Origin of the sequence: Wohlfahrtiimonas sp. G9077 (assembly GCF_002252155.1) — a bacterium.
Classification (GTDB): domain Bacteria; phylum Pseudomonadota; class Gammaproteobacteria; order Cardiobacteriales; family Wohlfahrtiimonadaceae; genus Wohlfahrtiimonas.
In genome coordinates this window covers 196,982-213,286 of the sequence record NZ_NEFD01000004.1, presented here as the reverse complement: position 1 = coordinate 213,286, position 16,305 = coordinate 196,982, and the positions used below count along the sequence as shown (strand labels likewise).

General features: G+C 42.5%; 14 protein-coding genes. 3 read left to right on the top strand and 11 right to left on the bottom strand.

Features of this window, described 5'->3' with window-relative positions; translation table 11 throughout:
• Positions 1 to 122: 122 nt before the first annotated feature.
• From B9T20_RS07245 to ndk, 11 genes are all read right to left on the bottom strand, one after another.
• Positions 123 to 1,349 (bottom strand): transposase family protein, encoded by a 1,227-nt coding sequence (locus tag B9T20_RS07245; protein WP_233491631.1) that lies wholly within the window; start codon positions 1,347 to 1,349, stop codon positions 123 to 125.
• Complete coding sequence (locus tag B9T20_RS07240; protein WP_008315655.1) at positions 1,333 to 2,148, bottom strand: heteromeric transposase endonuclease subunit TnsA; 816 nt, start codon at positions 2,146 to 2,148, stop codon at positions 1,333 to 1,335. The genes B9T20_RS07245 and B9T20_RS07240 overlap by 17 nt, the downstream gene beginning before the upstream one ends.
• A 150-nt stretch (positions 2,149 to 2,298) precedes the next feature.
• A complete protein-coding gene (gene glmS, locus B9T20_RS07235; RefSeq protein ID WP_094490440.1) occupies positions 2,299 to 4,089 on the bottom strand; it encodes a glutamine--fructose-6-phosphate transaminase (isomerizing) in 1,791 nt (596 codons plus the stop codon).
• A gap of 22 nt (positions 4,090 to 4,111) precedes the next feature.
• Positions 4,112 to 5,563, bottom strand: a complete 1,452-nt coding sequence (gene der / locus B9T20_RS07230; protein ID WP_094490439.1) for a ribosome biogenesis GTPase Der — start codon at positions 5,561 to 5,563, stop codon at positions 4,112 to 4,114.
• Between the two features lie 3 nt (positions 5,564 to 5,566).
• Positions 5,567 to 6,715: an outer membrane protein assembly factor BamB gene (gene bamB, locus B9T20_RS07225; protein ID WP_094490438.1), complete on the bottom strand. Its 1,149-nt coding sequence runs from the start codon at positions 6,713 to 6,715 to the stop codon at positions 5,567 to 5,569.
• 35 nt (positions 6,716 to 6,750) lie between these two features.
• Positions 6,751 to 7,368 (bottom strand): tetratricopeptide repeat protein, encoded by a 618-nt coding sequence (locus B9T20_RS07220; RefSeq protein ID WP_094490437.1) that lies wholly within the window; start codon positions 7,366 to 7,368, stop codon positions 6,751 to 6,753.
• Positions 7,369 to 7,385: 17 nt separating this feature from the next.
• Entirely contained in the window at positions 7,386 to 8,663 is a 1,278-nt protein-coding gene (hisS, locus tag B9T20_RS07215; protein WP_094490436.1) for a histidine--tRNA ligase, read from the bottom strand.
• A gap of 2 nt (positions 8,664 to 8,665) precedes the next feature.
• Positions 8,666 to 9,664: a RodZ domain-containing protein gene (locus B9T20_RS07210; protein WP_094490435.1), complete on the bottom strand. Its 999-nt coding sequence runs from the start codon at positions 9,662 to 9,664 to the stop codon at positions 8,666 to 8,668.
• A 27-nt stretch (positions 9,665 to 9,691) separates the two neighbouring features.
• Positions 9,692 to 10,423: a lipopolysaccharide assembly protein LapB gene (locus B9T20_RS07205; protein WP_094490434.1), complete on the bottom strand. Its 732-nt coding sequence runs from the start codon at positions 10,421 to 10,423 to the stop codon at positions 9,692 to 9,694.
• Between the two features lie 51 nt (positions 10,424 to 10,474).
• The gene (rlmN, locus tag B9T20_RS07200; protein ID WP_094490443.1) at positions 10,475 to 11,578 is read right to left on the bottom strand and encodes a 23S rRNA (adenine(2503)-C(2))-methyltransferase RlmN; all 1,104 of its coding nucleotides are present in this window, start codon (positions 11,576 to 11,578) and stop codon (positions 10,475 to 10,477) included.
• Positions 11,579 to 11,602: 24 nt separating this feature from the next.
• On the bottom strand, positions 11,603 to 12,043 hold the full coding sequence (ndk, locus tag B9T20_RS07195) for a nucleoside-diphosphate kinase (protein ID WP_008315664.1): 441 nt from the start codon (positions 12,041 to 12,043) through the stop codon (positions 11,603 to 11,605).
• A 232-nt stretch (positions 12,044 to 12,275) separates the two neighbouring features.
• Between ndk and uvrD the strand changes: the two genes are divergently transcribed.
• From uvrD to B9T20_RS07180, 3 genes are all read left to right on the top strand, one after another.
• Positions 12,276 to 14,459 carry a DNA helicase II gene (gene uvrD / locus B9T20_RS07190; protein ID WP_094490433.1) on the top strand — a complete coding sequence of 728 codons (2,184 nt, stop codon included), beginning with the start codon at positions 12,276 to 12,278 and terminating at the stop codon, positions 14,457 to 14,459.
• A 69-nt stretch (positions 14,460 to 14,528) separates the two neighbouring features.
• The gene (locus tag B9T20_RS07185) at positions 14,529 to 14,963 is read left to right on the top strand and encodes a DUF1090 family protein (RefSeq protein WP_094490432.1); all 435 of its coding nucleotides are present in this window, start codon (positions 14,529 to 14,531) and stop codon (positions 14,961 to 14,963) included.
• A 113-nt stretch (positions 14,964 to 15,076) separates the two neighbouring features.
• Complete coding sequence (locus B9T20_RS07180; RefSeq protein ID WP_094490431.1) at positions 15,077 to 16,282, top strand: MFS transporter; 1,206 nt, start codon at positions 15,077 to 15,079, stop codon at positions 16,280 to 16,282.
• The last annotated feature ends 23 nt before the right edge of the window (positions 16,283 to 16,305 follow it).

The following is a 16,305-nucleotide window of genomic DNA, read 5'->3' as shown; positions in this document are numbered from 1 at the left end:
TTTAAAATTGCCATGATTTGGCTATCAGTAAATTTAGATGTTTTCATTAAGAATCTCCTAACTTATTTAAATTAATATTAAGCGAAAATTCTACTTTTGAATCCTATTATTTTTAGGGGGGATTACCGCTTAAACTTTGCCTGCATGGTTTTAAAATATCGTTCTACAATAGGTTTTAAATCACCACGATAAGGCGGTGTATTTTCTATTCGAACTGAAAAATTCTTTTCCAAGGTCTCAATTTGATGTCCCAATAGCTCACCACGATCTGCAAGAATAGCATCAGGTAAACCTATACATGGCCAATTATCATCTGTGATGTTTATGCCATATTTGCTACAGTAACTTTGTTTATCTGATACCGCCATTTCTAAAGCCTGAATACTTGTAGCATAGGAAGGATTTTCAAATCCAATATAAAAACCTGCTACCATACGACTGAATACATCTGTAACAAAATAAATCACTGGACGACCTACAATGCTCTGTCTATCTGAATCAGATACCAGATAAATATCTGCAATTGTAGCGTCAATTTCATATCGTGAACCAGGGCCGAGAACTTGCATATTAACTGTTGACTTTAACTGCCTCACATCTTTGTTATAGCTAATCTTGTTATACCTAGCTTTAAGTTTCTGAACAGAAGTAAAATTCTTGCTATAAAAGTATTTAAATTGCCAGATGCTAGGAAAATCTTCTTCTTTAGCTTCGGAATTTAGAGAACGATACATTACCTTAAATTTTCGGTATGCATAAACAACGGGAAACTTCTTATCGTTTAATAGGTATTTATTGATGATGATAGAAAAAAGCCTTTCTATATCTTCGTTAATCACAGCAGTCATCCCTTTCTTATAAACTCTAGGCCTACCTAACTCTTTATTTTTGGCAATACGTTTCTTACCTTTTGCCCCAGAATTTTTATAATTTGGAAGTAGTGCATTAGGCACTTGGCCTCTTTGCCAGTACATTCTGATAAGACGGTAAAGTGTTTGATTTGTACACCCATCATTGCTTACAATATTATTAATTAATCGAGATCGTGTCTCTGGTTGATAATACAAAGCATCTGAAATAACAGGTTGTATTAGCTGAAAATTTTTATCTCTTTTAATTTGAGCAGTAGTACCTTCTTTTGGAGACTCTAATAATAAATAACTAAAGGGATCATCTATTAAATAACAGCTTCCATCTTCTATCAATTCAACTAAATTTCTTAAAGAGATTAATTCTGGTAGCGCTTTGGCTTTTTCGATGTCTATCCAAACTAGAGTATCTTCAGACAAGTATTTTAAAATTCTAAAATTTTTACCTTGGTTATTGTAAACATCATTGATTCGCAGCATATCTAAGCTCCTCAGATATCAACTCCCAATAATGAGAGTTACTTATTTGAATATCATTACATTTCAATTTTCTAAAATCTATACGAAGATCAAATGTAAAAAATCTCAACCCTAGTAGAGTTCTTAGCTCTTTTAGAGATTTACCTGCCTCATGGAAGTAAGCAGTATCTATGGTTTTACACAAATCAATAAATTTTTTATCTGGATATTTAGCAAGTTCATTAGCGTAAAAAATTAAATTACCTTGAGCATCAAAGGACCTGTCTTCTCTCACCTCTGGATAAAGCCATTTAATATTATTTTGAATAGCTTTCGGTATATCTTTTTCAGTAACTATCTGCCATGGAATACCTTTAGAATTCCAGTATCGACGTTCTATCTCTAATTTCTCTATGACTCGGGGTTTCTTTAGTTCATTTGCATATTTTGCCTGCAAAACAAGTTGACTAAATTTTTTATCAGAGCTAACAACATAAAAGTCTGATGTCATAACATGAACATTGCCTCCAATTGCAGGATGTTTTACCTGTATGTACTCTGCAATTTCAATAGTCTCATCAAATTTAAGAGGAAATTGCTCTCGGATATCTATAACTTTAGAATTCCACTCGAGAAATAAAAATATTGCTAATTCTAAATCTGACATCAAATGATGAGTACGTCTTGTTTTATGTCCAAAAACACGATGTGATCGGCCTGATGAAGATATATCAGAAATTTTTATCCAAGGTTTATAATCAGCTAGTTCACCTTGACCTCGACCTTCTTTAAGCCACTTTTCTTGATTCTTTGAGAGCATAAAAAAACCTCTTGCCATTATTACAATAAACAATAGCAAGAGGTATTCATTGCGTCAATAGAATGATACTTTATTACCTAAGATGATACTTTATTACTTAAGATGAAACTTTATTACTCGCTTACATTTATTACCTAGGATGTCTCTGAATTACTCAACCGTCACAGATTTAGCGAGATTACGAGGTTGATCCACGTCTGTACCCTTAATGCAGGCAACATGATAAGAGAATAATTGTAAAGCAATGGACACCAAAATGGGCGCACTCATTTCTGGCATTTCTGGCAACTCAATCTCATGGCCAAAGCCGATGGTTTGTGTCACAGAACGCTCTTTGAAAATATACAAACGACCATTGCGAGCATTGATTTCTTCAAGGTTGGCAATCATTTTATCCGTTAACGCATTTTTTGTCACAATGGCAATAACGGGCATATTTTTGTCCACCAACGCCAATGGACCATGCTTTAATTCACCGGCAGGATAACTCTCTGCATGAATGTAAGAGATCTCTTTTAACTTTAATGCGCCTTCCATGGCAATTGGATATAAAATCCCACGCGCCACAAATAACGCACTGGTGGACTCTGCAAACTCTGCACTGATTTTTTCAATCGTTTCATCCAGCGCCAACATCGATTCTGCATAAAATGGCAATGAAGTTAGCGCATCACTCATCGCATGATCTTTATGATGAGAAAATGCATCGGCAAGCATTAATAAAACCGTCAATTGAGTGGTGAAGGCCTTTGTGGATGCCACACCAATTTCGCGCCCAGCATGGGTTAAAATCGTCCAGTTTGACTCACGTGTAATGGCACTATCTGCACTGTTTGTGATGGCTAAATACCCTAAAAATGGCTTTTGCTTCGCCAATTTTAATGCTTCAATTGTATCTAATGTTTCCCCTGATTGAGAAATGGAGATAAAGAGTGTATTTTTCGGCGTCACACTTTGACGATAACGATATTCACTCGCCACTTCCACATGACAAGCAATCCCAATCGCTTCAAACCAATATTTGGCCACTAAACCCGCATGATAACTTGTCCCACAAGCGTTGATGTGCACCGCTTCAATCTGCTCGGCAATGTTCGCATCACAGCCTAAAAGCTGCGCTAAATCCACTTTGAGACGATTTTGCAATGTATCGCTAAGGGCTTTAGGTTGCTCATAAATCTCTTTGAGCATGTAATGCTTATACAAACCTTTATCAGCCGCATCGTCAGAAGCATACAATTGTTTAACTGCGCGCTCTACAAAGCGCCCCGCCTTATCTTTAATCACCAAAGCATCACGTTTTAATTTCACGCAATCAAAATCTTCTAAATAGATGAATTGATTCGTCACAGGCAACAAAGCAAAAGGATCAGAAGCAATGAAATACTCACCAATACCAATGCCCACCACAAGCGGCGTGCCTTTTTTGGCGGCAATGAGTTCATCTGGTACCGTTGAATCAATCACTGCAATGCTAAATGCCCCTTCTAACTGCTCAAGCGCCGCTTGCACAGATTCATACAAAGAGATGCCTTTTGCTCGATAATCATGAATCAAATGGGCAATCACTTCTGTATCGGTTTCAGAATCAAAGTGATAATGATCCACCAATGTGGCTTTTAATTCTTGATAATTTTCAATGATGCCATTGTGCACTACGGCAATGGTACCGCTGACATGCGGATGCGCATTGCGTTCATGGGGAATGCCATGTGTGGCCCAGCGCGTATGAGCAATGCCAAGAGATCCTTTGATGCCATGCTCAAACACTTTCGTTTCTAATGCCGCAACTTTACCTAAGCTGCGTTCACGAAAGAGCTCATCATGATCGATCAATGCGACCCCTGCTGAGTCATATCCACGATATTCTAATCGTTTCAAACCGGATAATAACACAGGGCAAATATTACGCTCTGCGATTGCGCCAACAATTCCACACATAGACTGTTCCTTTATTATTGTATTACTTACGTTTTTGCTTCAAATGCTTGCCCTTACTATTGACAAGCTTTTGTTTATCGGCTTGTACTTTAGTTTGCGCTTTTTCCACCGCATATGGATTGTCGCCCGAACGGAAGTCTAAACGCACAGGCGTGCCTTCTAGCTTCAATTGTGATAAATAGGTATTGGTTAAATAACGCACATAATCTGGCTTAACATGTGTAATGCGCGAACCATGAATCACGATGCGCGGTGGGTTTTTGCCTCCTTGATGCGCATAGCGCAATTTTGGTGCTAAACCTTGTACCACCGGCGGATGATGTTTATGCACCGCTGCTTCTAAGATGTTTGACAACTCATTGGTGGTGAATTTTTTCATGGCATTGTCAAAGGCTTTGATGGCCATTTTCAATACCTTATCCACATTCGAGCCATGCAAAGCTGAAATAAAGATCGGCTTTGTAAAGTCAATGAAGGCAAACTTACGCGTGAACTCTTGCTTGATCCATTCACGCTCATCATCGGGTAAATGATCCCATTTATTCACAGCAAGCACCAATGCACGCCCTGACTCTAGCACATTGCCAAGTAAACCTGCATCTTGATCCGATAAGCCTTCATGGGCATCAAACACAAACACCACAACGTTGGATTTTTGCATCGCCTCTAAGCTTTTGATAACACTGAATTTTTCAATTTTGTCATCAATGCGGCTGCGACGACGAATCCCCGCTGTATCGATTAAAATGAACTCACGCCCTTCTTTTTCAAACGGAATTTCAATCGCATCACGCGTTGTACCGGCCACATCACTGGCCAAAACGCGCTCTTCCCCTAAAATACGGTTAATGAGCGTCGATTTACCGGCATTTGGTCGACCTAAAACAGCCAAACGAATCGGACCTAAATCCTCTTCTTCATCTTCTTCGTCAAACGCATCATTGTCCGCCTCTTCTTCATAAGCCAACTCAGGATAACGATCAAACGTTGAGTGAACCAAATCTAAAATGCCGCGATTGTGCGCTGCTGAAATGGCGATCGGATCGCCCATGCCCAATGTATAAAATGGCGCAATGGCTAAATCTTCATCTTTACCTTCAGATTTATTGACCACGACGATCACAGGTTTGTTCGTGCGACGAATCATCGCTGCAATCTCTTCATCATAGCCCGTCACATCATTGCGACCATCTAAAATAAAGTAAATTAAATCTGCATCTTCCACCGCTTTCCACACTTGCCCGGCAATGAGGTTATCCATGTGATTGCTGTCATCACCAGATAAACCGCCTGTGTCGAGCACAATGTACGGTGACTCTTCAGCACCGACGCGCCCCATGCCATAACGACGGTCACGGGTTAAACCAGGCTGATCGGCCACAAGCGCATCACGCGTACGGGTCAATGCATTGTATAACGTAGATTTTCCGACATTCGGACGCCCTACAAGCGCAATAATTGGTAAGTCTTTCATAAATTAAATCGTAATACGGTAAACGTTACCGGAATGATCCTGGAAAATCACATCGTGGTTAAGCGTTAACACATCCGGCATGAAACCAGATTTTGCCACTTTTTTTGAGCTAAGGCGCTGACCTGTGTGTTTATCTAACACATGCACATAGCCTTCGTTGTCACCCACAACGATGCGATCATTAATCAATACAGGGTTTGTTAAGTGGCGGGCATACAATGCCTCACTTTTCCACTCTTCTTGCCCTGTTCTCTTCGATAATGCACCCACATTGCCATCATCATAAGCAACGTATAGTCGTGATGCATCCACCGCTAAACCTGCATAAGCGCCTGCGGCTTTGGTTGCCCAAAGTTTACGGCCATTGTTCAGAGCAACAGCACTCACACCAGAGCGCGCCACAGGAATATAAGCAATATTTTGGTCAATCACGGGCTCAGCATCGATGTCCACAATGCGTGCCATCGCTGTACCACCACGGGATTCACCCACTTTTTGACCCCAGACAACTGCGCCTGTGTCCACATTTAAATAGCCAATTAAGCCTAAATCTGTCGGCACCAAGAGATGTTTGCCCACCACAACAGGGGCAGCACCGCCACGCAACGCAATGTCTGGCACTTGAACCATATACGCCCAAGATGGCTCACCAGTTTGAGCATCAAAGCTTTCCACAGAACCGCCAATGGTGCGAATGATTACGCGGCCATCGGCCACCACAGGAGAAGTATTCGCAGCACCGTATAAATCAGCACTCCACACTTTTTTACCATCTTGTGCAGATAAAGCCACCAATTTTCCAGACTGCGTGCCCACAAAAACTAAATGGCCATTAGTCGCAGCGCCCGTGTATAAAGCATCCACTTTGGTGGACCAACGTTTTTGACCGCTGCTGCTGTCAATGGCTGACACAGAACCATTGGCATTGGCCACATAGATCACACCTTGGCCATCGGCTAAGGTAAAGCGCAAGCTCGTTTCTTGAGAATTGCCCAAGCCCGAGGCGCTCCACACAGTGCGCACCATTGAAGCATTAACAGACGCATCAATGGGCGTTGGCACCGGCGCATTGCTTTTGCCCACAAAAAATCCTGAACAACCGGTCATGGCGATGCTGGCCATCAATACTGCGGAAATTTTTAATTTATTCATTGTCAATCCTTCAATTTATCGGCTCAAGATCAGCATTAGGAGTTTGCGCCAAGCTGATTAATTTTTCGTTGAATGATGGGAGATTGTAAAAGCTCATACGCCTCTTGATAGACGGCTTTCGCATTGTCTAAATTTCCCTCTTTTACATACACATCGCCTTGTAAGGCTTTCACTAAACCTTTATAACTTTCTGTTTGAATGTTGCTCAATTCATTCAAAGCTTTCTCATAATCGCCTTGTGCATACAAAGCCTTGGCTAAACGATAACGGTATAAATCCTTCATCACCGGGGCTTTGATTTGCTCAACTTGAGCACTGAGCACACGCACAGCTTGTGCTAAATCATCATTTTTAGCCGCCAAGCCTGCTTGTTGCAACACCGCCAATTCCACAAAGCCCGAGGCTTGATCTGCCTCTAAAGCTTTTAAGGCAGCTTCGTTGATTTTATCATCACCCATCGCTTGCTCAAAATGGTAATAATAAGCCGCTTCTTTGACAGTTTGCTGACGCTGATGATCACGGTAATAATCCCAACCAATGATGCCACCGATGACCACCACAAATGCTAAAAAGATGAATCCGCCATTGGCTTTTAACCAATCAACGAGGGCTTCTGCGCGCTGTTCATCTGTCTCAAGTTGATTTAAACTCATCTCGACCCCTTAAATTATTATGCTTGAATGTTCTTTAACCAATCGATCACATCACTCATGGCCACTTCAGTTTGCTCGCCACTTTGACGCAAATCCTTCATGATGACAATGCCATTGTTGAGCTCATTTTCACCTAAAATCATGGCATAACGGGCACCACTTTGATCGGCCTTTTTCATTTGTGACTTCATGCCCGCTTCACCCAACACTGTGGTCACTAAATAATTTGGATACGCTGAACGGATCTTTTCCATCAAAGGTAAACCGGCTTTTTTCGCATCTTGACCGAGCAATACAGCCACTAAATCAGAAGATTGCGTTGCCTCTAAACCTTCGACTTCTTCACACAATAAGTATAAACGCTCCATCCCCAAACCAAAACCAATGGCTGGTGTTTTATGGCCGCCAAGCTCTTCCACCATGCGATCATAGCGACCGCCACCACAAATTGTGGCTTGGGCACCGAGTTTATCGGTTGTCCATTCAAATACTGTGCGCGTGTAGTAATCCATCCCACGCACAATGCGGTGATTGATCACATATTCAATGCCCAATTCATCCAAATATTGGCACAATTTTTTAAAGTGTTCTGCAGAATCTTCTGTCAAATGATCCAATAATTTTGGTGCATTGTTGAGCAATTCTTGCATCGCAGGATTTTTAGAGTCCAAAATGCGAAGTGGATTGGATTTTAAGCGACGAAGGCTGTCTTCATCTAACAATTCGATGTTGTCTTCAAAGTATTGCACGATCACTTCACGGTAACGCTTGCGGCACTCTTCTGTGCCCATAGAGTTGATCTCTAAAGTCACATAATCAGCAACGCCCAATTGTTGCCATAAGCGATTGATCATCGCTAAAATTTCGGCATCCGCATCCGGTGTTTCAATGCCAAAAACTTCAATGTCCGCTTGATTGAACTGACGATAACGGCCATGCTGCGGTTTGTCATAACGGAACACAGAGCCAATTTGCCACACTTTTTGCACTTGGTTATAAAATAAACCGTGCTGAATGCCTGAACGCACAATGCCCGCGGTCAATTCAGGGCGCAAAGCTAAACTGGTTTTCTCATCACTGTCGGCAAAGATGTACATCTCTTTTTCCACAATGTCAGTCACTTCACCTAAAGAGCGCGTAAATAAACGGGTCTCTTCAACGATCGGTGTGCGAATCTCACGATAACCATACTGAGCAAAGAGATGGCGCAATAAACTTTCAATGTATTGCCATTTCGCTGTTTGTGTGGGTAATGCATCGTGCATCCCTTTGACTGATTGAATCTTCTGACCCATGATTAACTCTCTTCCTTAGCTTCTAATTTAATTTTTGACACAGTTGTTCGGGCAGTTGGACGATACACTTTCTCATCCACCACCTCACCATTTAACACCATTTGATCGATCGCTTTGGCATTGCCCATGTGCACTGAAAAAGGTGCTTTTCCTTCAATATGATACGTTGCATTGCCAGCAAGCACTTCATTCATCAATACTTTTTGATTCTTATCTTTGATTTGAATCCAGCATTCAGATGGCCCAAGGGTTAACGACAATGCAGAAAATCCTTCTGGCAAGGCTGCTTTTTGTGCTGACTCTGCTTCATCAAGAGTGGCATCTGCTTGGTTTGCCAATTCAATTTTACCGGTTTTAATGATTTGATCGAGTTCAAAATCAGACAAAGCCGACTTCGTATCAATGGCGGCCACCGGCACTGTTGAAACTGCCGCCACAACAGGCACATCCATCTCAATTTTTTTAGGCACAGGCGCGATGCTTTCTGTCACCGTTTCTGTGATCACTGGTGCATCATTGTGCACAGGTGCCGCTTCAGGCATCACCGTTTCAGTGTCTTGATAATTAATGATGTGCTCTGGCGTTGGTTTAATGTTAAATAATTCTGCTGTTTTTTCCCCATATAAGAAATATGCAGCCGTGCCGATCACACATAAAATCAATAAAATCCACATGTACCATTTGAAAAATGAACGCTGCACCATGCGTTTTTCTTCATTGAGCTGGGCGCGGATCAAACTTTCGTTGTGCATATTTGCAAAAGGATCCTCAACTTTAGCAAGCAATCCTTCAATCTCATCGCGATCAAGCTTTAAATAATCGGCATATTTTCTCACATAACGCTTGATGTAGATCATTGCGCCTAATTGTTCATAGCGCCCATCTTCTAAATCTTGCAGCACTTGCACACGCAGCGAAAGGACACGGGCAGCGTCTTGCAATGAGACATTGCGCGCTTGACGTGCCTCTTTAAACTTGTGCATCAACTCTTCTTTTGCCATAAGGTCTCTTCTTGTCTATACAAACAGTTATGATTGATAACGGGCCAAAACAGATTCATATTTCTCTATTTCAGCTTTATTGCGAGCTTGTTTTGCCGCTTGTAAACCTAAATATACGCTCGCCGGCTCATAGCCATATTCGTCATGATAACGATCAAGGGCAGGAAACACTTCGTGATAGCGCTTGAGGTCTTTTGCCGCCATCGCTTTAAAGAAGTAGCTGTCACCATAATGAGGATTTGCGGCAATCGCTTTGTCAGCATAGAGATTGGCATTCACAGGATCTTTATGCACCAAATAACAGGCTGCAGCGCCGCTATTCATGCCAGCTTTCACTTCTGCCATTGCATTGTCTGCAATCTGCGCTAAGTGGCTTGGTGCATTTTTATCGTATTCATTGCACTGTAAACGTGCGTAATGTTTAATCGCCATACGATCTAAAGGATTCGTGGCGATTGCTTTTGAGTAAAAATTCAATGCATCTGTGCGCTTGCCTTGGCGCTCTTGCACCACGCCAAGCATCACAAATAACTCAGTAAAATTCGGGTATTTGGGCACAAGGGTTAATAACTTTTCTTCCGCCACTGTATATTCTGCACGTTCAATGTATTGAACGCCCATTTGATACATTAAGCGATCATTATCCGGCAAGGATTCTACGGTGATGGTTTTCACTCGCTGACCGCTTTGCCCCGTGCTTTGTGTTGTTGTACACGCTAATAATGTCGATGAAAGCAATAACACTGCGATATAACGCATGAATCTACCCCTTCAATATTCTCTAAAGTGATCAATACCCGAAAGATTGTATCAAGAATTTGTTGTTTTTGTGCGCTTTGTTCGGTCGTTCACACGGCCAGCAAGCTGACCACAAGCGGCATCAATGTCTTCACCGCGTGTTTTACGAACCGTTGTCACAACGCCTTGGCGCTGCAAAATTTCACGAAAACGGTTGATGCGGTTCATGGATGAACACTCATAACCTGAGTTCGGAAATGGGTTAAATGGAATCAAATTCACTTTACCCGGAATGTCTTTGATGAGTTTTGCTAAGGCAAATGCATCCTCTTCGCGGTCATTGACATCTTTGAGCATCACATATTCCCATGTGATTTTTCGATACGCAGAAGATTCTGTAATGTATGCCTTACACGCTTCTAACAATTCAGCGAGCGGATATTTTTTATTGATTGGCACCAATTCATTGCGCAATGTGTCATAAGGTGCATGTAATGAGATGGCCAAAGAGACATCAGAGACCTCTTTTAAGCGATACAATGCAGGCACAACACCCGATGTACTTAATGTCACGCGGCGCTTAGATAAACCAAAACCATAATCATTGAGCATGATGTCAATGGCTTGTGTGACATTGGTAAAGTTCAAAAGGGGCTCGCCCATTCCCATCAATACCACATTGGTCACACGTCGATTTTGACTCTGCTGCACATCGCCTTCATATTCACCCAATAAGCGTTTTGCAAGCATCACTTGCCCCACGATCTCAGCGGTGCTTAAGTTGCGGTTAAAGCCTTGGCGCGCAGTTGAACAAAATGAGCATTCAAGGGCACAACCGACTTGTGAAGATACACACAGTGTCCCACGATCATCCTCTGGAATGAACACCATCTCGATGGCATTGCCAGATTCTAATTGAATGAGCCACTTATGTGTACCATCGTTAGAAGGCTTGTCAAGCAAGACCTTCGGCAATTCTAAAACAAGTCGTGACTTTAACTTCTCACGTGTTTTTTTAGAAATATCCGTCATATCATCAATGGAGCTTGCCCCTTTATGATAGACCCATTTCATGATCTGCATGGCACGATAAGGCTTTTCACCAATCTCTTGACAGAGTTCGAGCATTGCTTGATACGTTAAACCATACAAATTTTTTTCCACTTCTTTACTCACGACTTGTTTCACTTTACCTAAAAATTAACGATCACAGATTTTAACAGGTGCTACAGCATTTGGGCCGAAGAAATATTCAATTTCAACAGCAGCTGTTTCAGGGGCATCAGAACCATGAACAGCATTAGCATCAATGCTTTCAGCGAAATCTGCACGGATTGTACCTGGTGCGGCTTCTTTAGGGTTTGTTGCACCCATGATTTCACGATGTTTAGCGATTGCGTTTTCGCCTTCTAATACTTGCATCATAACAGGACCTGAGATCATGAATTCTACTAAGTCATTGAAGAAAGGACGCTCTTTATGCACAGCGTAGAAGCCTTCTGCTTCTTCACGAGTCAAATGAACCATTTTAGCTGCAACGATTTTGAAACCTGCGCCTTCGAAACGGTCATAAATTTTACCGATGACATTTTTTTTAACAGCATCTGGTTTGATGATTGAGAAAGTACGTTCAATAGCCATTTTTACTCCTTAAACCTAAACATAGCTAAACAAATAAATTGTGTGATGTTTTTATGATAAAAACCGAGAAATTCTAACACAAAAAAGCACCATCACTTCAAATTCGTGCAATTATTTCTTCACGCCGCCTCAGAGCGCCGGCTTTTAGGGCGCTTTCGTATTTATTCTCATCACATGGTATCATGAGCGCTGGTTTATTTTTCCCTTCTACTTACTTCTTAAGATCTCTGTTATGTCTATGCTTGAATCATTAAATAATGCTCAATATGATGCCGTCACTGCCCCTTTAGGTCCTGTTCGTGTGCTCGCTGGTGCAGGCTCAGGCAAAACTCGCGTGTTAGTGGCGCGCATTGCATGGCTCATTGAAACAGAACAAACAACGCCGCATGGCATTTTAGCGGTGACTTTTACGAATAAAGCCGCCCTTGAGATGCGCACGCGTTTAGAAACCGTCCTCAATCGCCCTTTAAGAAGCTTATGGCTTGGCACGTTCCATTCATTGTGCCACCGCTTATTGCGTTTACACCCAACAGAAGCGCACCTTGATCCGAACTTTCAGATCATGGACAGCGATGATCAATTGCGTTTGTGTAAGCGCCTTTTAAAAGAGCGCAACGTCGATGATAAAGTGGTCACCGCCAAATCATTACAAAGCTTCATCAACCACCATAAAGACGAAGGACGCAGAGCAAGCCACATCGAGCGTGGACATAACTTTGCCCACAACATGATGATTGATCTGTATGCGCAATATCAAACCATTTGCGCCCAATCAAGCTTGGTGGATTTTTCTGAGATTTTGCTGCGCACATTAGAGATGCTCAGAAGCAATGATGCTTTACTTAAACATTATCAACAGCGCTTTCAATTTGTCTTGGTGGATGAATTCCAAGACACCAACAGCATTCAATATGCATGGTTAAAACTCTTAAGCGGCGGACATCAACAAATCTTTGTGGTGGGCGATGATGATCAGTCCATTTATGGCTGGCGCGGTGCACGTGTGGAAAACATCCTCAATTTTGACCAAGATTTTCCCAATAGCACCACAGTGCGTTTAGAGCAAAATTACCGATCCACATCCACCATTTTAGAGGCGGCCAACCATGTGATCGCTAAAAACAGTGAGCGCTTAGATAAAAAACTTTGGACAGAGCAAAAAGATGATTCCCTCATTACGCAATATGCTGCGATGGATGCCTATGAAGAGGCACAATATGTGGTGGATCAAATCAAACTTGCCACATCAAAAGGCACGCCGCGTGTTGAACAAGCCATTTTGTATCGCTCAAATGCGCAATCCCGTATTTTTGAAGAGATTTTATTGCGCGCAAACATTCCCTATCGCATTTATGGCGGTTTGCGCTTCTTTGATCGCATGGAGATCAAAGACATCATCAGCTATTTGCGCTTGATTGTGAATCCTCATGATGACATCTCCTTTGAGCGCGCCATCACAACGCCAGCAAAAGGCATTGGCGCAGCCACCATTGAGAAAATTCGTTTAGAGGCGATGCAAACTGAAGTTTCGCTCTGGACTGCCCTGCAAAACACATTAGAAAGTCAGCAATTGGCTAAACGAGCGCAAAATGCCTTGATGAGTTTTAAATGCTTGATTGAAAACCTTACTGATGCCCTAGCCGATTTAACCCTAGATCAGTTCATTCAAGAGGTGATTGATCGCGCTGAACTCGAAGCCCACTATAAAAAAGAGCCGATGGGACGCGGTGAAGATCGCATTGAAAACCTCAATGAATTCATCTCTGCCAGTCGTCAATTTGTGGAGGATTACAACAATGACCCAGCCGCTCAGCCATTGACCATGCACGGTTATTTATCAGAATTTTTAGGGCGCATCACGCTTGATTCCACCGCTAATGGCGATGATGATCAAGCCGATAAAGTCCAATTGATGACGCTGCACAGCTCTAAAGGCCTTGAATTTGAGCATGTCTATTTAGTCGGGATGGATGATGGGTTATTCCCAAGCGAAAGTTCAATGAATGATCCTGCCCGCTTAGAAGAAGAGCGCCGCTTAGCGTATGTAGGCATCACGCGCGCAAAACGTTTATTGACCTTAACCACGGCTGCTTCACGCATGATTCATGGTAAAACCATTCATTTGACGCCCTCGTGCTTTGTTAAAGACATCCCAAGCACATTGGTGCAGATGAAAGGCGCAAAAGTGAGCATCTCTAAACCGGTGACGGCGCGTTCAAGCAGTCATACAAATACATCACAAGATCAAGCCATGAATGGTTTTGCCCTTGGGCAAACGGTGACGCATCCGGTCTTTGGCGACGGCGTCATCACGAACTTTGAGGGCGTTGGCAATCATGCACGTGTGACGGTGAACTTTAGAACCGCAGGCCAAAAAACCTTGGTGATGGCGTATGCAAAACTCACTGTGATTTGATCCACATCATTGACAAACTTACGTATCTTAACGTTATACTTGAAAGATTACTCAATCAAGGAGTTTGTTATGAAGCTTTTGATCACTTTTAGTCTCATCGGTGCATTATTAACTCTCAATGCACCGGTGATGGCACAAACCCATCCAAGCTGTAAAAAGAAAGAAGACAATCTGCAGTTGCAGCTGCGCTATGCAGAAAAATATGGCAACATCCACCGAGCGGAAGATTTAAAGCGCGCCATTTTAAATGTGCGTGAACATTGCGGCAAAGAGAGTTATCAGGAAGATCCCAACTTTATCCTCAACAATGCCATTTACAAAGACAACCTCACCAAGAAAATTGATAAGCAGCGAGCCAAAGTCAACAGCGCTGCCGATGAACTCAAAAAAGCAGAACACTCTGGCAAAGCCAAAAAAATCCGCGAAAAAACCGAAAAACTCAAAGAGCGCCAAGAGCGTTTAGACCACTATTTATCGGAATTAGAGAGTTTATCGAGCAGTTAATCAACAGTTGCATGCAAGAAGCAACTTTCATACGGTTTCTTCTTGTTTTTGCCCCGAATCTGTCCTATGCTCCTTAACATTGAATAAAAAACAATCACTCTAAAGTCGAGCATATGGATAACGAACACGCTGTGGGCTACACCATCAAAGATCCTGAATTTTGGAAAATCTCCATTCTTTTAGGCGCTACATCCATCTTTATTTTTGCCAATCTCTATTCCTTGCAGCCGATTCTACCAATTCTTGCACGGGATTTTGAAGTCTCTTCCACATACATTAGCCTCACGTTTTCTTTGCCCATTTTAGGGCTCATCATCGGGCTGAATCTCTTTGGTGCATTGAGCGATCGCATCGGACGACGCAATTTTATTCTGGCTTCTATCTTTTTTTCATCTGTTTTGTTGATTCTCATTGCCCGTTCAGATTCGCTGCCTTTTGTGCTCTTTTGCCGATTTTTCCAAGGCATGGCCACCGGCGCGTTACCGGCATCAGCTTTGGCGTACTTAAATGAGGAGATCTGCAAAAATGATCAAAAATTTGCCGTCTCTTTTTACATTGCAGCCAATGCCATCGGCGGCACATTAGGGCGCGTATTAACAGGCGTGATGACTCATTATTACTCTTGGCACACAGCACTTTTAATCTTTGGCGTACTCAGTTTAATCACCGCGCTCATCATGCTGATTTTATTACCCAAATCACAGCGTTTTAGCAAAAGTGCCGGCAATTTTAAGCACACCTTTGCAGGCTTTGCATTTCATCTAAAAAATCCGGTGCTTCGCCGCTATTTTTTAATTGGCCTTGTGATTCAATTGAGTTATTCAGGCATCTGGACATATCTGCCATTCCATTTAGAAAGCCCGCCTTTTTTACTCTCCACAGCCATCATCAGCTCCTTTTATTTAGCGCTTTTATGCGGCATTCCAAGCGCACCAATGGTGAGTTTCATCGCTGCGCGCCAACCCATTAAAGTGGTGTTATCGAGCATGTTGCTGCTCTTATCAATCGGGGCGCTGCTGACGCTGCTTGATTCTATGACATTCATCATCATAGGACTGGCCATTTTAAGTTTTGCCATGTTCGCTGCCCATTCACTCACAGCAGCCCTCATTAACCTCAATGCACAAGTGTACAAAAGTACAGCTTCTAGCCTCTATTTTGTGGCGTACTACATTGGCGTGGCCATTGGCAGTACGCTTTTTGCACCCATTTGGCGCTATTTAGGTTGGGATGGCGTGGTCATCATTGCCGCCATTTTACCGGTGATTTATGTGGTGTGGCTCATCATCGCTTCGCGCCCTGTCCAGCGCGGCGTTTGAGGCATGTGCTCAATGGCACTTTC

Bases quoted from the DNA above. Each gene is read 5' to 3' on its own strand.
- B9T20_RS07245 (WP_233491631.1), bottom strand. From the start codon at position 1,349: ATGCTGCGAATCAATGATGTTTACAATAACCAAGGTAAAAATTTTAGA.
- B9T20_RS07240 (WP_008315655.1), bottom strand. From the start codon at position 2,148: ATGCTCTCAAAGAATCAAGAAAAGTGGCTTAAAGAAGGTCGAGGTCAA.
- glmS (WP_094490440.1), bottom strand. From the start codon at position 4,089: ATGTGTGGAATTGTTGGCGCAATCGCAGAGCGTAATATTTGCCCTGTG.
- der (WP_094490439.1), bottom strand. From the start codon at position 5,563: ATGAAAGACTTACCAATTATTGCGCTTGTAGGGCGTCCGAATGTCGGA.
- bamB (WP_094490438.1), bottom strand. From the start codon at position 6,715: ATGAATAAATTAAAAATTTCCGCAGTATTGATGGCCAGCATCGCCATG.
- B9T20_RS07220 (WP_094490437.1), bottom strand. From the start codon at position 7,368: ATGAGTTTAAATCAACTTGAGACAGATGAACAGCGCGCAGAAGCCCTC.
- hisS (WP_094490436.1), bottom strand. From the start codon at position 8,663: ATGGGTCAGAAGATTCAATCAGTCAAAGGGATGCACGATGCATTACCC.
- B9T20_RS07210 (WP_094490435.1), bottom strand. From the start codon at position 9,664: ATGGCAAAAGAAGAGTTGATGCACAAGTTTAAAGAGGCACGTCAAGCG.
- B9T20_RS07205 (WP_094490434.1), bottom strand. From the start codon at position 10,423: ATGCGTTATATCGCAGTGTTATTGCTTTCATCGACATTATTAGCGTGT.
- ndk (WP_008315664.1), bottom strand. From the start codon at position 12,043: ATGGCTATTGAACGTACTTTCTCAATCATCAAACCAGATGCTGTTAAA.
- uvrD (WP_094490433.1), top strand. From the start codon at position 12,276: ATGTCTATGCTTGAATCATTAAATAATGCTCAATATGATGCCGTCACT.
- B9T20_RS07185 (WP_094490432.1), top strand. From the start codon at position 14,529: ATGAAGCTTTTGATCACTTTTAGTCTCATCGGTGCATTATTAACTCTC.
- B9T20_RS07180 (WP_094490431.1), top strand. From the start codon at position 15,077: ATGGATAACGAACACGCTGTGGGCTACACCATCAAAGATCCTGAATTT.